Source organism: Bacillus cereus group sp. MS39, from assembly GCF_040448665.1.
In the GTDB taxonomy this organism is placed as follows: Bacteria; Bacillota; Bacilli; order Bacillales; family Bacillaceae_G; genus Bacillus_A; species Bacillus_A wiedmannii.
Genome location: NZ_CP123058.1, coordinates 1,612,136 through 1,636,850 on the forward strand (window position 1 = coordinate 1,612,136; position 24,715 = coordinate 1,636,850).

A 24,715-nucleotide genomic window follows, 5' to 3' on the forward strand; every position below is an offset into this window, starting at 1 on the left:
AAATAAAAAAAAACGAATAAATGTTCGATTTTGTTGGCAAATTGAATTGAAAATAGGTATAATAAGATTAGCAATTCAGTTAAGGAGGAATTTTGAATGAGTGATCGTCAAGCGGCGTTAGATATGGCGTTAAAACAAATAGAGAAGCAATTCGGTAAAGGTTCAATTATGAAATTAGGAGAACAAGCGGAGCGTAGAATTTCTACAATTTCAAGTGGTTCTTTAGCACTTGATGTGGCATTAGGGGTAGGCGGCTACCCACGTGGTCGTATTATCGAAATTTATGGACCAGAAAGTTCAGGTAAAACAACAGTTTCATTACACGCAATCGCGGAAGTACAGCGTCAAGGTGGACAAGCAGCGTTTATTGATGCGGAGCATGCAATGGATCCTGTATATGCACAAAAATTAGGCGTTAACATAGATGAATTACTATTATCACAACCTGATACAGGGGAGCAAGGACTAGAAATCGCAGAAGCACTTGTACGAAGTGGCGCGGTTGATATTATCGTAATTGACTCTGTAGCAGCTCTTGTACCGAAAGCTGAGATTGAAGGAGACATGGGTGACTCACACGTAGGTCTACAAGCTCGTTTAATGTCTCAAGCACTTCGTAAGCTGTCAGGTGCAATCAATAAATCAAAAACAATCGCAATCTTTATTAACCAAATTCGTGAAAAAGTTGGGGTTATGTTCGGAAATCAACCACAAGTTGCTTAATCAGAGCGTAGTACTTGAATCTTTATTTGTCTTCTTCATTTAAGTCTTTATAAGGGATTTCTTATAAGGAGAGATTAAGGTGGCAGTGACAATCGGAAATAGAACTTATCGAAACATAGAACAATGGCAAGTGGATTTTATCGCGACACATGCGGAGAGAAAATTAAAAGATATAGGTAAAGAAATTAATCTGGATGAAAGGCGAGTAGGTGAAATATTAAAGTTACTCGGAATTAAAAGAACCAGACATAGGAAGATTTATTTACCTAAAACCGCAGAAGTTGAACAGGAGTTAAAAAATCCATATTTATCACATGTTGAAATTGCCGTTAAGTATGGCGTATCCGATACATGTGTTGCTAAAAGGAGAAAAGAGCTTAATGTAAAGGTCAGAAAGAAAAATTATGATACTTTACTGGAACAACAGGTCGAACAGATATTATTAAGCTTAGATCTGGCGTTCATTAAGCAAAAAAGAATCGATAAGTGGTCCATTGATTTCTACTTAGGTAGAAAATATTGTTTAGATGTCCATGGGAAATGGGCACACTCACTCAACAAAATAAAAGAACGAGATAAAAGAAAACTTTTATTTATGGAAGAGAGCTGCTATAAATATCTTGTTATACATGAAGAAGAGTTAGTAAATAAAGAAAAAGTCGCACAAAAGATTAAGGAGTTTACCATGGGTTTCCCTTGCTAGTGATAGCATGTTAAAAAACCTTGTGAACCTTATTGCCTAAGGGTGTAACTATTTATATAGTTGCTAACGGTGAAGCCCACCATTATTTAGGGTAATACCGTGCCAAGCTTCATATTTATATGGGGAAGGTGTAGAGACTACCGAAAAGGACTTTTAGTTAACTGAGTAGGGTACGGCAGATGATAGGCTACTGCTGGAAGTGCAAGGCTCTCTGTAAAGAGATGAAGAGATAGTCCGGACTATAGAGATGGAAAATCTATAGATAGTGCCAGAAACAACTCCAGGTGGTCGTGCGTTGAAATTCTATTCAACAGTTCGTCTTGAAGTGCGTCGTGCGGAGCAATTAAAGCAAGGTAACGACATCGTTGGTAATAAAACGAAAGTAAAAGTAGTTAAAAATAAAGTAGCACCACCATTCCGTGTTGCTGAAGTTGATATTATGTACGGAGAAGGTATTTCAAGAGAAGGTGAAATCTTAGATATGGCTTCTGAACTTGATATCGTTCAAAAGAGTGGTGCTTGGTACTCTTATAATGAAGAGCGTTTAGGACAAGGTCGTGAAAATTCGAAGCAATTCTTAAAAGAGAATACGGATTTAAGAGAGGAAATTGCCTTCTTTGTTCGTGATCATCACGGAATTGGTGAAGACTCTGGTGTGGAAGACACGGAAGATTCAAATCTTCAAGATTAAAAATAAAAGACACGGTCCCGTGTCTTTTATTTTTAATTATTATGAAAGCGTTGTATATCGTTGGAAATAAAATATTTAATTTAACTAAAAGGCTATGTATAAAGAGGGATATATGCATGTTTTGTATGCATAAACTGGAATTTACTAAGGTTTTCCAGGATAATATGCTGTCTGCTTTTTAAATTCATATATGAATTAGGGCTGAAGGTAAAGAAAGTAAAAGTAGACAACGCTTGACAATGAAAATTGCGATAGATACAATGAGAATGTATATTTTTTCTTATATACGAAACACTCTTCTCAAGAAGAGAAGTAATATTCGGAGTAAGACTTAAATCTTGCCGAAATAATAATATGACATTTTAATTGTGAAATGAAGAAAGTCCCTTAAAAAAGTGGGGCGACGGTCTTTGCTGTATGTTGGTATTCAATGTACATGCCGACAGTCTTTTTTCATTCATAGCAAGGGGAGGTGAAATCATGAGTAGTACTACAGTTTGGATACTCATCTCCATTTTGCTTGCAACAGTCGGTGCAGTTGTTGGCTTTTTTGTTCGAAAGTCTATTGCTGAAGCGAAGATTAATGGTGCAGCTAATGAAGCGAAACGTATTATAGACGAAGCGAATCGTGAGGCTGAAGCACTTAAGAAAGAAGCGCTTTTAGAAGCAAAGGATGAAATTCATACACTTCGTACAGAAGCTGAATTAGAAATTCGTGACCGTAGAAGCGAATTACAAAAACAAGAAAATCGTTTAATGCAAAAAGAAGAGAACCTTGATCGTAAAGACGAAACGCTCGATAAACGCGAGCGACAGTTAGAAAAGAAAGAGGATTCTCTTGTAGCGAGACAACAACAGATTGAAGAGTTGGAAAGCAAAGTGGGAGAGTTAGTTCAAAAGCAACAAACAGAATTAGAGCGCATTTCCAATCTGACACGCGAACAAGCGAAAGCAATTATTCTTGGTAAAGTAGAAAGTGAAGTTTCTCATGAAATTGCCGTAATGGTAAAAGAAAGTGAAGTTCGTGCGAAAGAAGAAGCGGATAAGAAAGCAAAAGAAATCTTATCTCTTGCAATGCAAAGATGTGCAGCTGATCATGTTGCTGAAACAACCGTTTCGGTTGTAAATCTTCCAAATGACGAAATGAAGGGACGTATTATCGGACGTGAAGGTCGAAATATTCGTACGTTAGAAACGTTAACAGGTATTGACCTTATTATCGATGATACACCAGAAGCGGTTATCCTTTCTGGATTCGACCCAATTCGTCGTGAAACAGCTCGTATCGCTCTTGATAAACTAGTACAGGACGGACGTATTCACCCAGCGCGTATTGAAGAGATGGTCGAAAAATCAAGACGTGAAGTGGACGAGTATATTCGCGAAGTCGGAGAGCAAACAACGTTTGAAGTGGGTGTTCACGGATTACATCCAGATTTAATTAAGATTTTAGGTCGTTTAAAATACCGTACAAGTTACGGACAAAACGTCTTAAAACACTCTATGGAAGTTGCATATTTAACTGGACTTATGGCAGCGGAGCTTGGTGAGGATGAAAAACTAGCAAGACGTGCTGGTCTATTACATGATATCGGTAAAGCAATTGATCATGAAGTAGAAGGTAGCCACGTTGAAATTGGTGTCGAACTCGCAACGAAGTATAAAGAGCATCCTGTAGTTATAAACAGTATTGCATCTCACCATGGGGACACAGAACCAACTTCTATCATTGCAGTTTTAGTTGCAGCAGCAGATGCATTATCAGCTGCAAGACCTGGAGCTCGTAGTGAAACACTTGAGAACTATATTCGTCGTCTTGAAAAGTTGGAAGAGATTTCAGAGTCTTATGAAGGCGTAGAAAAATCTTTTGCAATTCAAGCAGGACGAGAAGTTCGTATTCTGGTAAAACCAGATACAATTGATGATTTAGAAGCTCATCGTTTAGCTCGTGATATTCGAAAACGTATTGAGAATGAACTGGATTATCCAGGACATATTAAAGTAACTGTTATTCGTGAAACACGTGCAGTGGAATACGCAAAATAAAGTGGTGAAACACCACTTTATTTTTTTGTGTTGGAATTGGTTAAAATAAAGGGAATTAGTATACAAGTGAAACGAACTTATAATAAATATATTGTAAGGAAATCACTTGAAGCTATAGTAATAAAAAATGTAGTACATAGGAAGGGTAAGACATATGAGAATATTATTTGTTGGGGATGTAGTAGGATCTCCTGGTAGAGGTATGATTCAACAATACGTACCGGCATTAAAGAAGAAATATACACCTACAGTAACCATTATTAATGGAGAAAATGCAGCAGGTGGACGTGGAATTACGGAAAAAATATATCGAAACTTTTTAGAATGCGGGGCACAAGCGGTTACACTTGGAAACCACGCTTGGGATAACCGTGAAGTATTTGAATTTATTGATGACGCAAAATATCTTGCAAGACCAGCTAACTTCCCAGAAGGAACTCCAGGAAAAGGACTTATCTTTGTGAACTGCAATGGAACAGAAGTTGCAGTTATTAACTTACAAGGACGTACATTCCTTCCTCCAATTGATTGTCCATTCCGTAAAGTGGATGAATTAATTAACATTGCAAAAAAACGTACGAATATTATCTTTATTGATTTTCATGCGGAAACTACAAGTGAAAAACAAGCGTTAGGTTGGTATGTAGATGGTCGTGCTACAGCAGTAGTGGGTACACATACACATGTTCCTACAGCAGATAATCGTATTTTACCAAGCGGAACTGCATATATCACAGATGTTGGTATGACAGGTCCTTACGATGGGATTTTAGGTATGGATCGAGAAGCGGTATTGAAGAAGTTTTTAACAAACTTACCAGTACGATTTGAAGTGACAAGTGGTAGAACACAATTAAGTGCAGTGCTAGTTGATGTGGATCCTAATACAGGAAAAGCTAAGAAAATCCAGCGTATCTTAATTAATGATGATCAGCCATTTTTTGAGTAATTTCTGGATAAGATTTAGAAAAGTTATTATTTTTTAATTTTTTAGAAAAATTACAGAAATTTAGCAGGAATACGCGTCATTCCTCGTGAATATAAGTTAAAGTGAAATAATTGCTAATACTTTTTATAGAAACGAGGAGGAAACGCGGAATGGAAATATTAAAAGTTAAAGCAACGTCGGTCCCTAATTCTGTAGCTGGTGCACTTGCAGGTGTTATTCGCGAACGCGGAACAGCAGAAATTCAAGCCATTGGTGCAGGTGCATTGAACCAAGCGGTAAAGGCAGTAGCAATTGCAAGAGGATTTGTAGCGCCTAGTGGTTTAGACCTGATTTGTATCCCAGCGTTCACAGATATTATGATTGATGGGGAAGAGCGTACAGCAATAAAATTAATTGTAGAACCTCGTTAAGTTTAAACAACCTGTTTGCAGTATGCAAACAGGTTGTTTTTATAATGGAGGAATGGAAATGAAAATTTTTGATGCTCATTGTGATGTACTCTTTCGATTATGGAGTGCACAGGGGAAAAAGGATTTTAAAAACGATCCGCAATTACATATTACATTTGAACAGTTAAAGAAAAGAAAAGGAAGTATACAATGTTTTGCTATATATGTGCCAGAAACGGTGCTATATGAAAAACGATTTGAAGTGGCATTACAAATGGTAGATATTTTTTATAATGAAATTTTATCATTACCGGGTGTAAAGTTTATTCAGACAAAAGATGATATTAACATGTTAAAACAGGACGAGATTGGAGCGATATTAACACTAGAAGGATGCGAAGCAATTGGAAAAGATGCAATGAAATTACGGTTGTTTTATCGTCTAGGAGTACGTTCTTTTGGACTAACATGGAATTATGCCAATTTATTAGCTGATGGTGCGCTAGAGACACGTGGGGCGGGTTTAACGACCTTTGGTAAACATGTTGTACAAGAACTTAATACGTTACATGTATGGACCGATGTGTCGCATCTGAATGAAAGAAGCTTTTGGGATGTGATAGAAATTGCAAAAAATCCTATTGCCTCCCATTCAAATTGTATGAAACTTTGTCAGCACCCACGTAATTTAAACGATGAACAACTTAGAGCTCTTATAAAGCGAAATAGCATGATCGGTGTTACTTTCGTACCACAGTTTCTAATAAGTGAAAAACAAGCGAATATAGCAGATATAGTAAAACATATCGAATATATTTGTTCATTAGGTGGAGAGAACAATATAGGGTTTGGTTCGGATTTTGATGGGATATTAGAAACAGTTGTAAATGTATCAGCGTATGGAGAATATGAAAATGTAATTAATGAGCTTTGTAAACACTATGCTGCATCTACTGTAGAGCGATTTTTATATGATAATTTTGTTGAACATATAAGCTTTTAAGATTTTCTTTTTAAAAATACAGAAAAATTAGAATTAATTCATTTGATATTATTGCTTTTTTTAAGACCTAATACTAGAATGAAAAACAAAATAGCTTTATACTAAAGATTCAGGGAAATCAGAAGAGGCATAATTTGCGTCCGTTGTAGTTTATTTGTATAAAAAATGCTAAACTATTACTGTAAAAAATACACTACAATGAATGCAGCCAAAAGGGGTGTAGGAGATGATTAGTCAACTTTCATGGAAAGTTGGAGGCCAACAAGGTGAAGGAATTGAAAGTACAGGAGAAATCTTCTGTATTGCATTAAACCGATTAGGATATTACCTATACGGTTACCGCCACTTCTCATCACGTATTAAAGGCGGCCATACAAATAATAAAATTCGTGTAAGTACAACAGAAGTACGCGCGATCTCAGATGATTTAGATATTTTAATTGCTTTTGATCAAGAAACAATTGATTTTAACTTCCACGAACTACGTCCAGGTGGAATTGTAGTTGCGGATGCGAAATTTAATCCAACAATACCTGATAATACAGATGTAAATCTATATGTGATACCGTTTACAGATATTGCTTCAGAATTAGGTACATCATTAATGAAAAACATGGTTGCTGTTGGGGCATCAAGTGCGGTATTAGGATTAGATGAAACAGCTTATTTAAATGTTGTTGAAGAGATCTTTGGTCGTAAAGGAGAGCAAGTCGTTCAAAAGAATATGGACGCAATTAAACGTGGCTCTCAATATATGAAAGAGTTGCTAGGTGAGAAAGTTAACATGATGCAGCTTGAAAAAGCTGATGGTAAGAAACGCATGTTTATGATTGGAAACGATGCAATCGCATTTGGTGCGGTAGCTGGTGGTGCTCGCTTTATGTCTGCATATCCAATTACACCTGCATCTGAAATTATGGAATACTTAATTAAAAAATTACCAAAAGTTGGCGGAACAGTAATCCAAACTGAGGATGAAATTGCAGCTTGTACAATGGCAATCGGTGCAAACTATGCTGGTGTTCGTACATTAACTGCATCTGCTGGTCCGGGTCTATCTTTAATGATGGAAGCGATTGGTTTAGCGGGGATTACAGAAACACCATTAGTAATTGTTGATACACAACGTGGTGGTCCAAGTACAGGATTACCAACGAAACAAGAGCAGTCGGATTTAATGGCGATGATTTACGGTACGCACGGTGAGATTCCAAAAATCGTAATGGCGCCAAGTACAGTTGAAGAAGCTTTCTATGATATTGTAGAAGCATTTAACCTAGCTGAAGAATATCAAGTACCTGTTATTTTCTTAACGGATTTACAGCTTTCTCTAGGAAAACAAACTGTAGAACCGCTTACGTTAGATAAAGTGGAAATTCGTCGCGGTAAGCTTGATTTAGAAGCGGAATTACCAGAACGTGAAAATAAAGCATACTTCAAGCGTTATGAAGTAACCGAAGATGGCGTTTCACCACGTGTTTTACCTGGTATGAAAAATGGTGTTCACCATGTTACAGGTGTAGAACATGATGAAACTGGTAAACCATCTGAATCAGCAATAAACCGTAAAGATCAAATGGACAAACGTTTCCGTAAAATGGAGAACTTGAAGTTTAACACCCCTGTCTATAAAAATGTTAAGCATAAAGAAGCGGACGTATTGCTTGTTGGGTTTAACTCAACTCGTGGTGCAATCGAAGAGGCAATGGAGCGCTTAGAACAAGAGGGTATGAAAGTAAACCATGCTCATGTACGTTTAGTTCACCCGTTCCCAACAGCTGAAATCGATCCACTTGTGAAAAATGCGAAGCGTGTTGTAGTGGTAGAAAACAACGCAACAGGTCAGCTTGCTAACATTATGAAAATGAATCTTGGTAACGGTGAGAAAATTTCTAGTCTTTTAAAATATGATGGGAACCCATTCTTGCCGAAAGAGATTTACAACGAATGCAAAAAAGGGGTTGTATTAAATGGCAACATTTAAGGACTTTCGTAACAGCGTAAAACCAAACTGGTGCCCAGGTTGCGGAGACTTCTCGGTGCAAGCTGCAATTCAACGTGCGGCAGCTAACGTTGGTTTAAATCCAGATGAACTTGCTGTTATCTCCGGTATCGGCTGTTCAGGTCGTATTTCAGGTTATATTAATTCATATGGTGTGCATAGTATTCATGGTCGTGCCCTTCCAATTGCACAAGGTGTGAAAATGGCAAATCGTGATTTAACAGTTATCGCATCAGGTGGTGACGGTGATGGATTTGCGATTGGTATGGGACATACAATCCATTCTATTCGTCGTAACATCGACATTACGTACATCGTAATGGATAACCAAATTTACGGATTAACAAAAGGGCAAACTTCACCGCGTAGTGAAGCTGGATTTAAAACGAAAAGCACACCACAAGGTTCAATTGAACCGTCACTAAATGTTATGGAAATGGCTTTAACAGCTGGTGCTACATTTGTGGCGCAAAGCTTTTCAAGTGATTTAAAAGAACTAACACAAATTATTGAAGCTGGTATTAACCATAAAGGATTTTCATTAATTAACGTATACAGCCCATGTGTTACTTACAATAAAGTAAATACTTACGATTGGTTTAAAGAGAATTTAACAAAACTAAGTACAGTAGAGGGATATGATCCATCTAATCGCATGATGGCTATGCAAACGTTAATGGAAAATAACGGATTAGTAACAGGTTTAATATATCAAAATACAGCGCAACCTTCGTACCAAGAACTTGTAAAAGGCTATAGTGAGAAGCCTTTAGTGCAAGCTGATTTAAATATGGATCAGAAAATGTTTGATGAACTCGTAGCTGAATTTATGTAATGTAAGAAGAGGAGGTTGCCATTTGGTAACCTTTTTTTATGAGTAAAAAATATAGGATAGTCTTATTTACTTAGAAAATTCAGAATGGTAAAATAATATATAAATCGTTGTATGAAAATGGCGAGTTCATTGCTGATGAAATGTAAGATCAGACAGAGCCTCTTTCTTGTTAAAATTGGCGCAACGCTTCATACTATGGTAATGTTTATAGGGATAAAGCAATATGCTTTTGGATAGGACAAAAAGAAGTATGAAAAGGGAATGTCTATTTGTGTGGGGAAGACTTCATTCTTATGAATGATTAGATTGATTACTCAAGTTTCAAAGGACAAGTTATCTCTCAAGCTATCTAACCATTTTTGAGGTGAGTCAAAGCGCATTAAAATGGACTATAGAGTGTGTATAGTTAAGGGTGAAAGGAGATTACCAATGAACGAGCAACAACGATTAGCAAGTCGACAAGCAAATTCCTCTACGAAAAAAGAAGAGAAAGATTATAGTAAATACTTTGAAAGTGTATACCAACCACCTTCCTTAAAAGATGCGAAAAAACGAGGGAAAGAAGAAGTTAAAATTGAACGGGATTTTGGCTTACCTGAAGAATTTCGCAATTTTGGTACAGGAAGAAAGTTCTATATTCGTACATATGGTTGTCAAATGAATGAGCATGATACGGAAGTAATGGCGGGTATTTTCACCGCACTTGGATATGAGCCAACCTTTTCAACTGAAGATGCAGATGTAGTTTTATTAAATACTTGTGCAATTCGTGAAAATGCTGAAAATAAAGTTTTCGGTGAATTAGGTCATTTAAAGTCATTAAAAAGAAGAAATCCGGACCTTTTAATTGGTGTATGTGGTTGTATGTCTCAAGAAGAATCTGTTGTAAATAAAATTATGCAAAAAAATCAGCATGTAGATATGGTGTTTGGAACGCATAATATTCATAGATTGCCGTATATTCTTCAAGATGCGATGTTCTCGAAGGAGACGGTAGTTGAAGTTTGGTCAAAAGAAGGGGATGTAATTGAAAACCTTCCGAAAGTACGCCGTGGTGATATTAAAGCTTGGGTAAATATTATGTATGGCTGTGATAAGTTCTGTACATATTGTATCGTGCCGTATACACGTGGAAAAGAGAGAAGCAGACGTCCAGAAGACATTATCCAAGAAATTCGTCATTTAGCTGCGAATGGTTATAAAGAAATTACATTACTTGGCCAGAACGTAAATGCATATGGTAAAGACTTTGAAGATTTTGAATACGGTCTTGGCGATTTAATGGACGAACTCCGTAAAGTTGATATTGCCCGTATTCGTTTTACAACGAGCCATCCACGTGATTTCGATGATCACTTAATTGAAGTGCTTGGAAAAGGTGGAAACTTAGTAGAACATATTCACTTACCAGTTCAATCTGGAAGCACAGATATGTTAAAAATTATGGCGCGCAAATATTCACGTGAGCATTATTTAGAACTTGTAAGAAAAATTAAAGAAGCAATTCCAAATGCAGTATTCACAACTGATATTATCGTTGGTTTCCCGAATGAAACAGATGAGCAATTTGAAGAAACGATGTCGTTATATCGTGAAGTAGGATTTGATACTGCCTTTACCTTTATTTATTCTCCGCGCGAAGGTACACCAGCTGCAAAAATGAAAGATAATGTACCGATGGAAGTGAAAAAAGAACGTCTTCAACGCTTAAATACACTAGTAAATACGTTGGCAATTGAAAAGAATAATCGTTACAAAGGTCAAATTGTAGAAGTGTTAGTTGATGGGGAAAGTAAAAATAATCCAGAAGTACTCGCAGGTTATACTCGTACGAATAAACTTGTAAACTTCGTCGCTTCAAAATCTTTAATTGGTCAGCTTGTGAAAGTAAAAGTAACGGAAGCAAAAACTTGGTCTCTTAACGGGGAATTAGTTGAAGAGCCGATTGAGGTGGAATAATAGATGAAAGCATATTCGAAAGATGAAATTGTTGAACAAGCGAAAGAATTAGCAAAAATGATTTCTGAAACAGAAGAAGTTGATTTCTTTAAGAAAGCAGAGGCGCAAATTCATAAAAATGAAAATGTAAAGCGCGCAATTGATGAAATTAAAGCACTGCAAAAACAAGCAGTAAACTTGCAGCATTACGGGAAATGGGAAGCTTTGAAAAAAGTAGAAGCTGACATTGATGCATTGCAAGATAAGTTGGATAGTATCCCAGTTGTGCAAGAATTTAAATCTTCACAAACATATGTAAATGACTTACTACAGCTAGTTGCAAGTACGATTTCTAACAACGTAACAGATGAAATATTAATTTCAACTAATGGCGATGTATTGAAGGGTGAAACGGGCGCAGCGGTAGAAAGTAAAAAAGGAAATTGTGGTTGTTAAAGAGATGTCGAATTGACATCTCTTTTTTTAATGGGTTAAACGTAAGTTCTTCTCGAAAAAGAATGACACATTCCGCTATTGTCACGCATATGATTAAGTGAATAGTGATTGAGGAGGGTTACGAATGTCCGAATTTAGAGAGATTATTACAAAAGCAGTGGTTGGAAAAGGACGTAAGTATACAAAGTCAACGCATACATGTGAATCGAATAATGAGCCAACAAGTATTTTAGGGTGCTGGGTAATTAACCACTCGTACGAAGCAAGAAAGAATGGAAAGCATGTGGAAATTGAAGGTTTCTATGATGTGAACACTTGGTATTCATTTGATGGTAATACAAAGACAGAAGTTGTAACAGAACGTGTGAACTACACTGATGAAGTGAGTATTGGGTATCGTGATAAAAACTTTTCTGGTGATGATTTAGAAATTATTGCTCGTGTCATTCAGCCACCAAATTGTTTAGAAGCTCTTGTATCACCAAATGGTAATAAAATTGTTGTAACTGTAGAACGTGAATTTGTAACAGAAGTAGTTGGGGAAACGAAAATTTGTGTAAGTGTAAATCCTGAAGGTTGCGTAGAATCAGACGAGGATTTCCAAGTCGATGATGATGAGTTTGAAGAATTAGATCCGAACTTTATCGTCGATGCAGAAGAAGAGTAATAGAAAGCTAGGGAGAAGTTCTTCCTAGCTTTTTACTTTACATAAGTGATGCTTGAATGAACATGATTCCTTATGAAATGTGCTATAATGAGGAAAGACTCCTGAAATAGGAGATATGGATGTCCGTGAAGTGTGACATATATGAAAATTGATTACTATGTAAGAATTATGGAGGAAAAGTATGACTCAATATACCCCTATGATACAGCAATATTTAAAGGTTAAGGCAGACTATCAAGATGCCTTTTTATTTTTCCGATTAGGTGATTTTTATGAAATGTTCTTTGAAGATGCGGTTAAAGCAGCTCATGAACTTGAAATTACATTAACGAGCCGAGATGGTGGTAGTAGTGATCGTATACCGATGTGCGGTGTACCACATCATGCAGCTAAAAATTATATTGAACAACTTGTTGAAAAAGGATATAAAGTAGCTGTTTGTGAGCAAGTGGAAGATCCAAAAACAGCTAAAGGTGTAGTACGCCGTGAAGTAGTACAACTAATTACGCCAGGAACGATGATGGAAGGGCGTACTATTGATGAGAAAGAAAATAACTTCTTAGCAGCATTAACACATTTTGAAGATGGATCGTATGCTTTAGCTTGTAATGATTTAACGACTGGACAAAATACAGTAACGTTGTTAACAGGTTCAGTAGAAGATATTTTATTAGAAGTGTATGCAACTGGTTCAAAAGAAATTGTTGTAGATTCTACATTTTCAAAAGATGAATTAAATAAATTAACTGCAACATTAAAAATGACGATTTCGTATGAAGATGCAACAACGATTCCGGAAGGGTTAGAACATCTTGTGAAAAACGTTTCGCAAGCAAAGTTAATTAAAGCAGTTGGACGTTTATTTAACTATGTAATAAGAACGCAAAAACGTTCGTTAGACCATTTACAACCAGTGGAAATTTATTATACGAATCAATTTATGAAAATTGATGTGCATTCAAAGCGAAATTTAGAGCTGACAGAAACACTCCGAACGAAAGAAAAAACAGGATCATTATTATGGCTATTAGATAAAACGAAAACAGCTATGGGTGGTCGTATGTTAAAACAGTGGATGGAACGTCCGCTGATCCAAAAAGAAAAAGTAGAAGAGCGTTTAGAAATGGTTGAAACATTTGTAAATGATTACTTCTTACGTGAAGATTTAAAAGAAAAATTAAAAGAAGTATATGATTTAGAACGTTTAGCAGGGAAAGTTGCATTTGGTAATGTGAATGCACGGGACTTATTACAGTTAAGACGATCTTTACTTCAAGTACCGGCTATTTTAGAAGCGATTAGTCTGTTAGATAATGCTTATGCAGCAAGGTTAATTCAAGGTGCGGATCCATGTGAGAGCTTAACTGAATTACTAGGAAGAAGTATTCAAGAAAACCCACCGCTTTCTATTAAAGATGGAGATATTATTAAAGACGGTTATAATGACAAGCTTGATCAATATCGTTACGTTAGTAAAAACGGGAAAACGTGGATCGCTGAGCTTGAAAAACGAGAGCGTGATATTACAGGAGTTAAATCGTTAAAAATCGGGTACAACCGTATTTTCGGCTACTACATTGAAGTGACGAAGGCGAATCTTGCAGCACTTCCAGAAGGCCGCTATGAGCGTAAACAAACGCTTGCTAATGCGGAACGTTTCATTACAGATGAATTGAAAGAAAAAGAAACATTAATCTTAGAAGCAGAAGAAAAAATTGTACAATTAGAATACGATTTATTTACAGCGCTTCGTGAAGAAGTAAAAGTATTTATTCCGAAATTACAACATTTAGCGAAAGTAATTAGTGAATTAGACGTACTGCAAAGTTTCGCGACAGTTAGTGAAGAAGAACAGTTTGTAAAACCTGTTTTAACAACTAAGCGCGAAATCTTTATTAAAGATGGTCGTCATCCTGTCGTTGAAAAAGTATTGAACGGGAAATTGTATGTACCGAATGATTGTATTATGCCGGAGAAGATGGATGTCTTTTTAATTACAGGACCGAACATGTCTGGTAAAAGTACGTATATGAGACAATTAGCACTTGTAACTGTTATGTCACAGATTGGTTGTTTCGTACCAGCAACAGAAGCGGTATTACCTGTATTCGATCAAATCTTTACGAGAATTGGTGCAGCGGATGATTTAATTTCGGGTCAAAGTACATTTATGGTCGAAATGTTAGAAGCGAAAAATGCAATTGCAAATGCATCAGAAAGAAGTTTAATTTTATTCGATGAAATTGGACGCGGTACATCTACGTATGATGGTATGGCACTTGCCCAAGCAATCATTGAACATATTCATGACCAAATTGGTGCGAAAACGTTATTCTCTACGCATTATCATGAATTGACGGTGCTAGAAGAAAGTTTAGGACAATTGAAGAATGTACACGTTTCAGCTATTGAAGAGAACGGAAAAGTAGTATTCCTTCATAAAATTCAAGATGGAGCAGCTGATAAAAGTTACGGAATTCACGTTGCGCAACTTGCGGAGCTTCCAGATAGCTTAATCGCTCGTGCGAAAGAAGTGTTAGCGCAACTAGAAGGACAAGAAGAAATTATTATTCCAAAGCGTACAGAAGTGAAAGTACAAGAAGTGGCTCCAGAAGCAGCTGTTGTAAAAGAAGAACCAGCAGAAATACAAGAGACGAAAGTAGAGACTGAGGAAGAATCGCAATTATCATTCTTTGGTGGAGAACAATCTTCGAAAAAACAAGACAAGTCAGTTCTAGATGCAAAAGAAACGGCAGTACTTGCGCAAATTAAAAAAATTGATTTACTTGATATGACACCTTTAGAGGCGATGAACGAACTGTATCGCTTGCAGAAAAAGTTAAAGAAAGGATGAGTAAGTAGATGGGGAAAATTCGCAAACTCGATGATCAACTCTCTAACTTAATTGCGGCAGGGGAAGTAGTAGAGCGCCCTGCCTCAGTCGTAAAAGAACTTGTGGAAAATTCTATCGATGCGAATAGTACATCTATTGAAATCCACTTAGAAGAAGCTGGTTTATCAAAAATTCGCATCATTGATAATGGGGATGGCATTGCAGAAGAAGATTGTATCGTCGCTTTTGAACGACATGCGACGAGCAAAATTAAAGATGAAAACGATCTGTTTCGTATTAGAACACTCGGTTTCCGCGGTGAGGCATTGCCGAGTATTGCCTCAGTTAGTGAATTAGAATTAATCACTAGCACAGGTGATGCGCCTGGTACACACCTTATGATTAAAGGTGGAGACATTATAAAGCAGGAGAAAACAGCGAGCCGAAAAGGAACAGATATTACAGTACAAAACTTATTTTTTAATACACCAGCGCGTCTTAAATATATGAAAACCATTCATACAGAGCTTGGGAATATTACAGATATTGTGTATCGTATTGCAATGTCACATCCAGAAGTATCATTAAAGCTGTTTCATAATGAAAAGAAATTGCTTCATACATCAGGAAATGGTGATGTAAGACAAGTACTTGCATCAATTTACAGTATTCAAGTTGCGAAGAAGCTTATTCCAATTGAAGCTGAATCTTTAGATTTCACAATTAAAGGTTATGTAACATTACCAGAAGTAACGAGAGCATCTCGAAATTATATGTCAACGATCGTAAATGGCCGTTACGTTCGAAATTTCGTATTAATGAAAGCCATTCAGCAAGGATACCATACATTATTGCCAGTCGGACGATATCCAATCGGCTTCTTATCGATTGAAATGGATCCGATGCTTGTTGACGTTAACGTACATCCAGCGAAATTAGAAGTTCGTTTTAGTAAAGAACAAGAGTTGCTAAAGCTTATCGAAGAAACATTGCAAGCAGCATTTAAAAAAATACAGCTCATTCCAGATGCAGGTGTAACAACGAAGAAAAAAGAAAAAGATGAAAGTGTGCAAGAGCAGTTCCAATTTGAGCATGCAAAGCCGAAAGAGCCATCTATGCCAGACATCATTTTACCGACGGGCATGGATGAAAAACGAGAAGAACCACTGGCAGTGAAACAGCCAGCACAACTGTGGCAACCGCCGAAGCAAGAATGGCAGCCACCACAGTCGCTCGTAAGAGAAGAACAAAGTTGGCAACCATCTACTAAACCGATAATAGAAGAACCGATTCGAGAAGAGAAATCGTGGAACAGTAACGATGAAGACTTTGAATTAGAGGAATTGGAAGAAGAAGTTCAGGAAATAGAAGAGATTGAAATGAACGGTAATGATTTACCACCGCTTTATCCAATTGGACAAATGCACGGAACATATATTTTCGCTCAAAATGATAAAGGCTTATATATGATTGACCAACATGCCGCGCAGGAACGTATTAATTATGAATACTTCCGTGATAAAGTAGGAAGAGTAGCGCAAGAAGTACAAGAACTACTTGTACCATACCGTATTGACCTATCTCTTACTGAATTTTTACGTGTCGAAGAGCAACTAGAAGAACTGAAAAAAGTTGGATTATTCTTGGAGCAATTCGGTCATCAATCCTTTATCGTCCGCTCGCATCCAACGTGGTTCCCAAAAGGACAAGAAACAGAAATTATCGACGAAATGATGGAACAAGTCGTTAAACTAAAAAAAGTTGACATTAAAAAACTACGTGAAGAAGCAGCCATCATGATGAGCTGTAAAGCATCGATCAAAGCAAATCAATATTTAACGAACGATCAAATATTTGCTTTACTGGAAGAACTACGTACAACAACAAACCCATACACATGCCCGCACGGAAGACCAATTCTTGTGCATCATTCTACTTATGAGTTGGAGAAGATGTTTAAGAGGGTTATGTAGGGATACTGTTCATAGAGAAAAATGGTTCCTTGTTATTTTAATAAAATATAGAGAGAAATAAAAAGGAGCGATAGTAACAAGTCGCTCCTTTTTAATATAATTCTTTTGCAACTATATTTTAAAAATTCATTTATAAACTAGAGATAACCTCAACCTATTTGTACTTTATATGTGCCTTCTCAATTTTTTTGTAAGGAAAGAGGTTTTAAATTTACAGAATTATCAGAATTATGTAAAGTGTAGATAAAACCATAAAACGGGGTGTTCTTTATGTGTACTAGTTTGACATTACAGACAAAAAACGGTCAGCATCTTTTTGCAAGAACGATGGACTTCACATTAGATTTGAATCAAGAAGTAATAGTCATTCCTCGACATTACCAGTGGAATAATATAACTGGTGAAATCATTAATACGAAACATGCTACGGTCGGAATGGGAATTAATCATCAAGGAAGGATCATTATGGCGGACGGAGTAAATGAAGCAGGTATGACATGTGCAACACTCTATTTTCCAGGATTCGCTACTTATAGTCAAAGCATAGATGACAACAATACGAATTTGGCTCCATTTGATTTTGTGACTTGGAGTCTGACACAATTCAATTCTGTCAAAGAGTTAAAGAAATCTGTAGATAGCCTTACCTTTTTGGATATACCATTACCGGATTTAGGGCTTACGCCACCACTACATTGGATTTTAGCGGATAAATGGGGAGATTGCATTGTACTGGAGCCAACAAATGAAGGATTAAAAATGTATGATAACCCACTAGGAGTGATGACGAATAGTCCGGAGTTTAATTGGCATTTGCAAAATTTAAGGCAATATATAGGCCTTAAATCGCAGCCATTCGCACCAACTGAGTGGAGTAATGTACCATTAAGTGCTTTTGGTCAGGGCTCAGGTTCAATGGGACTTCCAGGGGACTTCACTCCGCCATCAAGGTTTGTGCGAGCAGCATATGGTAAACAAAACATTCAAGGTATAGATAGTGAAGAAGAGGGAGTATCGGCCCTATTTCATATCTTATCAAATTGCGAGGTTCCTAAAGGCGGAGTAATAACAGAAGAAGGTGCATTAGATAATACCATTTATACAAGCGTAATGTGTATGGAGTCCGGAACATATTATTATCATACTTACGATTGTAGACAAATTATAGCCATTCATTTATTTCATGAAAATTTAGATGCAGATGAGATTAAAGTCTATCCGTTCCAACGGAAACAAAAAATATTTTATGAAAACTAAGTTACTTTGAAACTGCGTTTGGTAAATTTAAAAATATATATAATAGAGCAATAACGGCCTATAAAAAGTAGGGATTGGAAGGGATATAAATTCAATCCAATAACTTCTAGAAGGCCTATTAAAGTACCATTAAGTAAAATAAACATGGAAGTACTTTATTTATAAATAGTAAAGAACAAAAAGGTATGGAAAATATCCATACCTTTTTTGTTCTTCCATTATCTATGTATAAAAAAGCGCCGTATATCAGCACTTTTTAAAAAATACGTGGGTTGTATAATAAAGATTTATATATTACTAAAAATATAACTATACAAGGTCTAACATAGATCCTTATTTGGCTAATTGTCATAAGGATCTATACGCTTATTTATTTTTATTATTATTATTATTAATTTTTTCCGTATATAACACCTGTTCTTTATAGTGTTTTTTAATTGGGAAAGTATGTGTACCAGAGCCGTTTTTGAAAGTTTTATTGATGGGGTTTTTTAGCGGGATTGTTGTAGTTTCAGTAAATTCATATGGGTAGTTTATTTTAGATTTATCTTCAAACATGAAAATGCCTCCTTTTAGGATTTCCTGAATTCTTTACTATAACATGATATGCATATAGATTTTTTTTGGACTAGTTATTTATATAGGTTAATGGAATTAAATTACGTAACTACTGAAATATTTCAAAGGAAAACAAGGTGAGAAATATATGATAATGCTTCTTTTATTTATTAGGGAAGGAAATATTGCATATATATTCGTTATAAATTGTTTTTATAATATGGTTTATATAGACTTTTCCTGATAATATAATGCGGGAGATTATAGTGTTATTAGGTTATTAGGAACATTTAATGCTGTTTCACAACTGAAAGGAAAATGAAAAAAAACTGAAACTTTTCTCATAAAAATTCAATCTAACTTGAAAAATGAAAGGAAAATGAAATTTTCCAAAAGATATTCTTTGTTAAGATAAAAAGCATACATACAAAAAGTATTGACATATCTTAAAAATGTATTTTCAAGATATAGTGGGGGAAAAGATGAGAGTAGAAAAACAATTAATAAAAAAGATGTATTATGAAACATTCCTAATGGAGAATGAAACAAAACCACCTATTGATGTACTTGGAGAAGTTTATGTAAACGAAGAAAGAAATGAGATTTCTGATGGATCTTACATTCGTTTTGCACAAGGTGAATTTTATTATCACCATCAAGATTTTGAAGCAGCTATTTTTAAATGGGAGAAAGTTAGTAATGAATTAGCACCATGGGCACAAAAAAATATTGCCGATGCTTATTTCGAGCTTAATCAATTACCAGTTGCTGAAAATGTTTATACTTCCATTACTACTGATAATATAATATTGATGACGGAGATTAGATTACAATTACTTTCTCTTTACATAGAGCAAAATAATTTTGACTCTGCTTTCGCTGTTATTAAAGAAGCAGTTTCTTTAAATCCGGATTATCCAAATGTCACAAAAATTGCCCGTTCCTTTTATGAGGAGCAGCAAGATTTTGATAGTGCAGTAGAGCTTGCTGTGAATGAGTTAATTCGAACAGAATCTTATCCGTGGTTTGAGGTTTTAAAAGGATATATCGATAAAAGATTTACTAAACATATTTCACCAGATTATTTTTATGAAGTATTAGTTACGTTAAATAATGTAGATCAAGTACAATTTACGCAAATGGTTTCATCACTTTGGAATAGTTATAAAAACGAACAAAATTACTTATCATGGCTTAACACAATAAATGAATTTTTCTTACATATTGAAATACATTCGTCCGATATATGGGACAAAATTTCTTCTCTTTACGAAGGAACGTACTTTGAATTAATTCAAGGTCAATATATCCTTAAACAATTGCACGATATCATTCCAAACTTGTTAACAAATTGGTTAAAGGTTGTCAATCCATCTTATGCTGTATTTCCATCTGCAGCTGTATTGGCATGGGATGAGATTTTTCCTTCCGAAATAGATTTAGCAAATATAAAACATGCTGAAAACCTGTTGTTATATTCTATTAATCATGTGAACGGCTTAGAGTATAGTTTGCATCTTTTTGAATCTATTACAGAGTGGGCACAAAAGCATAATATAGAAATGGGTCACCGATTTAGATGGTTAGTTGGCGAGCTCGCAGATTTAAGCACAAATCGCATTTTAGTAACGGGAACTTCAGGAAACGGAAAAACTACATTTATTAACTCTATAATAGGAGAAAATATATTAGAAAAATCAATTTCAAATGTAGTAGTTTTAAAAAATGATGCGCATACAGAAATTAACGCCATAACAGAATTAGCAATTACAACAACTGAAGATGTCTCGGATTACTATAATATGATGTCTCAGCACCATCAAACATATAGAGATAGAGCATGTGTTGAATTTAAATTACCATGCAGATTTTTAAGTGAAAATAAACTTACATTTGTAGTTACACCTGGATTTAATAGGAATAACGATACTAGAGATGAAGTATTCGAATATTTGAATTCTGTAGACGAATTACTATTCGTATTGAATGCGGATTCACCTTTTACTGACAAAGAACGTGATATTCTATTAAGCATTCAAGAACATACACCAAATTTAAAAATTCATTTCTTATTAAATAAAATCGATAACATTTACAGTGATGCAGAAGTGAAAAGAGTATTACATGATACGCAAGCGAGAATAAACACATATTTCCCGCATGCGAGAATTTTCCCTTACTCTTCGTTATATACAAGTAGTCAACAATTAAATGATTTAACTGAGTTTATTCATTTTAACTTTAATCATAAAAATGTCGATGCAGAACGTACGGAAAAGCTATTGTTTTTCATTCGAAAGACAATTAAATATCTATTGGATAAACGCGTTGAGAAAGAAAACAAATTAGTGGATTCTATTCATTGGAATGAAGATATGCTAGTGAAACTAAATGGTAGCATTAATAATCTTACTGCTTTTGAGAAGGAAAAAATTCATTTCATTACAAAATCATATCGTACAATGAAAACTGAAATTACGAATGATCTTACTGAAAATATTCCGAAGATATTACAGAGTTGTTCGGATTTAATTAGTGAAGAAAGTGATTTCGGGCACATTGATACGGAACTAAATAAAGCAATGAATGAAAGAGTGCATAAATATTTAGAACAAACTGTATTACCTAATCTTGCTCTTTCTATGCAAAATTGGATTGCAACTTCTAATAATGAGCTCCTTCAAAGTCAATCGTATCTAGAAGAACTTAGTGAAGGGCTTAATTCTTTATTTGGAGAAAATCGAATACAGTTAGAATGTGATTTTAAAGTGCTTGATGACTGGCGCAGAGATACTGACAGAATGACGACTAGAATACAAATGGATGAAGTAAATATTTTACGTCGCTTTACGCCAGCACAATTTTTACTGAAAAGTGCCGGTAAATTATTTGGAGTTCTTCCTAAAAACAAAGCTATGCTATATAACAAATACAAACAGTATGTAGAAAATGAAGATTATACAGAGGTAACGGCTTCTATTATGAAGAAATTTTTCTTGCAATTTGAGCTATTTGAAAACACGCAAGAGCGGGATATTAATATATTCTTTAGGAATCCATTTAACTCCTTGAAACAAGCTGTAGAAAACACTCATTTAGAAATACAAGAAAAACAAGAGATGTTACATAAGATGAAATCACAACCTGAAGTTTATCATGATTCTATCATGCTCTTTGAATTGAGATTACGTCAATGTGAAGTAATTTTAAATATAGGTGATGATCATACCTATACAGATGTAACTTTAGAAACAAGCGTAGAATAAAAGTAAAATATACGAGGTTTTTATATGACATTGCATCATATGTTATACGATAGTAAAAGGGAGCAACTTATTACAGTTGCTCCCTTTTCATATTTAGATTATTTTTCAGTCTCTTTAATTTTAGTTTGTACTTCGCCAGTTTTAATTTTATTACTTTCTGAGAAACGTAATAAATCGCCTTCAATAATTTTGTCAGACATTCGTAATTCATTTTGTGCACGGTTAATGAGTGCTTGCGCTTCTTTTTTTGGTAAATCTACAATTTCACCTGTTATGCGGTCATAGAAAGTGTTGTTTGTGTATGCATACTTGTCTGTAACGAAGCTACCATCACGTAAAACAACAAAACCGGTATATTCATCTGAAAACATATCATGACCAAAACGGATATCTTTCGTAGTATCAATCCCAAGTAAGTTTAGAATAGTAGGTTTCATATCGATTTGTCCCGTAGGCTTTGAAATTGTTTGACCTTCTGTTTGGCCAGGCATATGAATATATAAAGGTGTGCGTTGTAAATTTAAAGTATCAAATTCTGTTATTTGATCTTTTTCTAAAAACTGTGCCATTGCGCGATTATGTTTTTCAGAAATACCATAATGATCACCATACAACACAATAATAGAATCATCATACATTCCCTCGGCCTTTAAACGCTCAATAAATTTTTTAATTGATTCGTCTAAGTAACGTGCTGTTACGATATAACGATCAAATACGCCATTACCAGAGTTGTATGGTTCAATGAATTTTGTATCTTCATCATACGTAAATGGATAATGGTTCGTTAAAGTAAGGAAACGAGCATAAAAGGGTTGGTCAACAGTTTTTAATATATCTACTGATTGATCAAAGTATTCGATATCTTTTAATCCCCAATTTAAATTTGTTTCGGGTGTAATTTTGTAATCAAGTTCATTATAGTAACGATCATAACCGAGAGCAGAGTACATAATGTTACGATTCCAAAATGTTGCGTTATTCGCATGGAATACAGAAGTGAAATAACCTTGCTGACGTAAAATTTCTGGAGTCGCAGTATAATCATTGTTACCGTGCGTAAAAAATACAGCTCCTCGATTTAATGGATACAACGACGTATCGATTAGAAATTCAGAATCGGACGTTTTTCCTTGCCCAGTTTGGTGGAAAAAGTTATCAAAGTAATAGCTTTCATTTATGAATTCATTCAAGAATGGTGTAACTTCTTGACCGTTAACTGATGCGCCTATTAAAAAGGTTTGCAGGGATTCAAGAGTAACGACAATTACGTTTTTTCCTTTCGCTGCACCAAACATGTTAGGGTTTGGCTCACTTTGGTTTGCCTTTACGTAGTTTTCAGTTTCTTGTAATTTACTACTATCAGCAAGTGCTTTTTGTGATCCTGCTTTTACTTGCAGTGTTAAATCATATATTTGATGAGTGTATAGTCCCAAATTTTTAACAAGCATAACTCGGTCGAATGATCTCGTTAATAGTTCAGGTCGTTCTTTTTCTGCAAGGTGTAGATTCGCAAAAAATACACCAAACGTTAAGAGAAAATATAACAAGCGTGCCGGATGAGTTACACGTCCTGTTTGGAAGACTAGTGCCTTCTTCTTTAACAAAATAAAGAAGAAAATAATGTCTACGAAAGCGAGTATAATTTTATAGTTCAATATTTCTATAATACTGCCGCCTAATTGGCCAAAGTTTGATGTTTGTCCAAGTACTGGTAACGTAACGAAATCACTATAAAAATCATAGAACATGACATTCCCAACAAGTACGATTGTTAATAAGAGATTAATACATAGCGCTATATAATTTCGCTTTTCACCGGTTGCAAATAATGCTAATCCGACAAAAGCTAATGATGCAGCGAGAGGGCTAATAAACAAAATAAGCTCTTGTGTAGAAGACTCAATTTTTAAATCGAAACTGAATCTTGTAATAAGATATGTTTTTAACCATACTGCTAAAGCAATTATTAAAACAAAGCTTATATTTTGCATTTGTAAATTGATTTTATTTTTCATTTTTACACCTTCTTTATACAATTTATTTAACTTGTGTTATATATTATATTTTCATAACTATTAGAGTGTAATGTACCATTTAATGGTTTCTAAAGGTAACAATATGAAGTATTCATATACGTACAATGAGGAATTTTAAAGCGCAAATCTATTTTGGGAAACAGAACAGAGAAAGTCATAGTTGTAGTAAAAAATACTTATAGACATCCTAACATATTAAACACTATGATGATGTTACAAAATATCGAACAAATGAAAGTGGAAATGAATAGAGGCTTTTAAAACTGTTGACATTCAATTTTTTAGAATTGAATGTCGATAGTTTTACCATACATAGTTATGTTAAATATGTATCTCGTAAAATCCCGATTTTTGGCGGGATAATCATTAGCGGGGGAAGGACAAGGT

16 protein-coding genes and 2 pseudogenes are annotated in these 24,715 nt (G+C 35.2%); 16 read left to right on the top strand and 2 right to left on the bottom strand.

Features of this window, described 5'->3' with window-relative positions:
* Window positions 1-96: 96 nt before the first annotated feature.
* From recA to QEP67_RS08565, 15 genes and pseudogenes are all read left to right on the top strand, one after another.
* A pseudogene (gene recA, locus QEP67_RS08495) lies at window positions 97-705 on the top strand (recombinase RecA); the annotation flags it as partial.
* 97 nt (window positions 706-802) lie between these two features.
* Window positions 803-1,426 (top strand): hypothetical protein, encoded by a 624-nt coding sequence (locus QEP67_RS08500; protein WP_000301531.1) that lies wholly within the window; start codon window positions 803-805, stop codon window positions 1,424-1,426.
* Between the two features lie 268 nt (window positions 1,427-1,694).
* Window positions 1,695-2,117 (top strand): annotated as a pseudogene (locus QEP67_RS08505) (recombinase RecA); the annotation flags it as partial.
* A 480-nt stretch (window positions 2,118-2,597) separates the two neighbouring features.
* Window positions 2,598-4,163, top strand: a complete 1,566-nt coding sequence (gene rny / locus QEP67_RS08510) for a ribonuclease Y (RefSeq protein WP_000099731.1) — start codon at window positions 2,598-2,600, stop codon at window positions 4,161-4,163.
* A gap of 154 nt (window positions 4,164-4,317) precedes the next feature.
* Entirely contained in the window at window positions 4,318-5,112 is a 795-nt protein-coding gene (locus QEP67_RS08515) for a TIGR00282 family metallophosphoesterase (RefSeq protein WP_001221093.1), read from the top strand.
* 149 nt (window positions 5,113-5,261) lie between these two features.
* Window positions 5,262-5,522 (top strand): stage V sporulation protein SpoVS, encoded by a 261-nt coding sequence (gene spoVS / locus QEP67_RS08520; RefSeq protein WP_000404341.1) that lies wholly within the window; start codon window positions 5,262-5,264, stop codon window positions 5,520-5,522.
* Window positions 5,523-5,580: 58 nt separating this feature from the next.
* Window positions 5,581-6,504, top strand: a complete 924-nt coding sequence (locus tag QEP67_RS08525; protein WP_341056699.1) for a dipeptidase — start codon at window positions 5,581-5,583, stop codon at window positions 6,502-6,504.
* A 226-nt stretch (window positions 6,505-6,730) separates the two neighbouring features.
* Window positions 6,731-8,488, top strand: a complete 1,758-nt coding sequence (locus QEP67_RS08530) for a 2-oxoacid:acceptor oxidoreductase subunit alpha (RefSeq protein ID WP_048545957.1) — start codon at window positions 6,731-6,733, stop codon at window positions 8,486-8,488.
* Complete coding sequence (locus QEP67_RS08535) at window positions 8,475-9,341, top strand: 2-oxoacid:ferredoxin oxidoreductase subunit beta (RefSeq protein WP_000190158.1); 867 nt, start codon at window positions 8,475-8,477, stop codon at window positions 9,339-9,341. Before QEP67_RS08530 ends, QEP67_RS08535 begins: the two co-directional genes overlap by 14 nt.
* A gap of 429 nt (window positions 9,342-9,770) precedes the next feature.
* Window positions 9,771-11,300, top strand: coding sequence for a tRNA (N6-isopentenyl adenosine(37)-C2)-methylthiotransferase MiaB (gene miaB / locus QEP67_RS08540; RefSeq protein WP_341056697.1), 1,530 nt, complete (start codon window positions 9,771-9,773; stop codon window positions 11,298-11,300).
* Between the two features lie 3 nt (window positions 11,301-11,303).
* Window positions 11,304-11,735: a RicAFT regulatory complex protein RicA family protein gene (locus tag QEP67_RS08545; RefSeq protein WP_000649386.1), complete on the top strand. Its 432-nt coding sequence runs from the start codon at window positions 11,304-11,306 to the stop codon at window positions 11,733-11,735.
* 124 nt (window positions 11,736-11,859) lie between these two features.
* Complete coding sequence (cotE, locus tag QEP67_RS08550) at window positions 11,860-12,402, top strand: outer spore coat protein CotE (protein ID WP_001288802.1); 543 nt, start codon at window positions 11,860-11,862, stop codon at window positions 12,400-12,402.
* A gap of 181 nt (window positions 12,403-12,583) precedes the next feature.
* On the top strand, window positions 12,584-15,256 hold the full coding sequence (gene mutS / locus QEP67_RS08555) for a DNA mismatch repair protein MutS (protein ID WP_046957390.1): 2,673 nt from the start codon (window positions 12,584-12,586) through the stop codon (window positions 15,254-15,256).
* An 8-nt stretch (window positions 15,257-15,264) separates the two neighbouring features.
* The gene (gene mutL / locus QEP67_RS08560; RefSeq protein WP_061672270.1) at window positions 15,265-17,208 is read left to right on the top strand and encodes a DNA mismatch repair endonuclease MutL; all 1,944 of its coding nucleotides are present in this window, start codon (window positions 15,265-15,267) and stop codon (window positions 17,206-17,208) included.
* Between the two features lie 270 nt (window positions 17,209-17,478).
* Window positions 17,479-18,465 carry a choloylglycine hydrolase family protein gene (locus tag QEP67_RS08565; protein ID WP_000337610.1) on the top strand — a complete coding sequence of 329 codons (987 nt, stop codon included), beginning with the start codon at window positions 17,479-17,481 and terminating at the stop codon, window positions 18,463-18,465.
* 366 nt (window positions 18,466-18,831) lie between these two features.
* Here QEP67_RS08565 and QEP67_RS08570 read toward each other — a convergent pair whose 3' ends face one another.
* A complete protein-coding gene (locus QEP67_RS08570) occupies window positions 18,832-19,023 on the bottom strand; it encodes a hypothetical protein (RefSeq protein WP_000461130.1) in 192 nt (63 codons plus the stop codon).
* A 482-nt stretch (window positions 19,024-19,505) separates the two neighbouring features.
* Between QEP67_RS08570 and QEP67_RS08575 the strand changes: the two genes are divergently transcribed.
* Entirely contained in the window at window positions 19,506-22,289 is a 2,784-nt protein-coding gene (locus tag QEP67_RS08575) for a dynamin family protein (protein ID WP_353706557.1), read from the top strand.
* Window positions 22,290-22,387: 98 nt separating this feature from the next.
* On the opposite strand, the gene QEP67_RS08580 is transcribed toward QEP67_RS08575, so the two are convergent.
* The gene (locus tag QEP67_RS08580) at window positions 22,388-24,307 is read right to left on the bottom strand and encodes an LTA synthase family protein (RefSeq protein ID WP_000791056.1); all 1,920 of its coding nucleotides are present in this window, start codon (window positions 24,305-24,307) and stop codon (window positions 22,388-22,390) included.
* Window positions 24,308-24,715: the final 408 nt, after the last annotated feature.

What these genes read in the sequence shown, in the direction of transcription:
- rny (WP_000099731.1), top strand. Translation starts at nt 2,598, where the DNA reads ATGAGTAGTACTACAGTTTGGATACTCATCTCCATTTTGCTTGCAACA.
- QEP67_RS08515 (WP_001221093.1), top strand. Translation starts at nt 4,318, where the DNA reads ATGAGAATATTATTTGTTGGGGATGTAGTAGGATCTCCTGGTAGAGGT.
- spoVS (WP_000404341.1), top strand. Translation starts at nt 5,262, where the DNA reads ATGGAAATATTAAAAGTTAAAGCAACGTCGGTCCCTAATTCTGTAGCT.
- QEP67_RS08525 (WP_341056699.1), top strand. Translation starts at nt 5,581, where the DNA reads ATGAAAATTTTTGATGCTCATTGTGATGTACTCTTTCGATTATGGAGT.
- QEP67_RS08530 (WP_048545957.1), top strand. Translation starts at nt 6,731, where the DNA reads ATGATTAGTCAACTTTCATGGAAAGTTGGAGGCCAACAAGGTGAAGGA.
- QEP67_RS08535 (WP_000190158.1), top strand. Translation starts at nt 8,475, where the DNA reads ATGGCAACATTTAAGGACTTTCGTAACAGCGTAAAACCAAACTGGTGC.
- miaB (WP_341056697.1), top strand. Translation starts at nt 9,771, where the DNA reads ATGAACGAGCAACAACGATTAGCAAGTCGACAAGCAAATTCCTCTACG.
- QEP67_RS08545 (WP_000649386.1), top strand. Translation starts at nt 11,304, where the DNA reads ATGAAAGCATATTCGAAAGATGAAATTGTTGAACAAGCGAAAGAATTA.
- cotE (WP_001288802.1), top strand. Translation starts at nt 11,860, where the DNA reads ATGTCCGAATTTAGAGAGATTATTACAAAAGCAGTGGTTGGAAAAGGA.
- mutS (WP_046957390.1), top strand. Translation starts at nt 12,584, where the DNA reads ATGACTCAATATACCCCTATGATACAGCAATATTTAAAGGTTAAGGCA.
- mutL (WP_061672270.1), top strand. Translation starts at nt 15,265, where the DNA reads ATGGGGAAAATTCGCAAACTCGATGATCAACTCTCTAACTTAATTGCG.
- QEP67_RS08565 (WP_000337610.1), top strand. Translation starts at nt 17,479, where the DNA reads ATGTGTACTAGTTTGACATTACAGACAAAAAACGGTCAGCATCTTTTT.
- QEP67_RS08570 (WP_000461130.1), bottom strand. Translation starts at nt 19,023, where the DNA reads ATGTTTGAAGATAAATCTAAAATAAACTACCCATATGAATTTACTGAA.
- QEP67_RS08575 (WP_353706557.1), top strand. Translation starts at nt 19,506, where the DNA reads ATGAGAGTAGAAAAACAATTAATAAAAAAGATGTATTATGAAACATTC.
- QEP67_RS08580 (WP_000791056.1), bottom strand. Translation starts at nt 24,307, where the DNA reads ATGAAAAATAAAATCAATTTACAAATGCAAAATATAAGCTTTGTTTTA.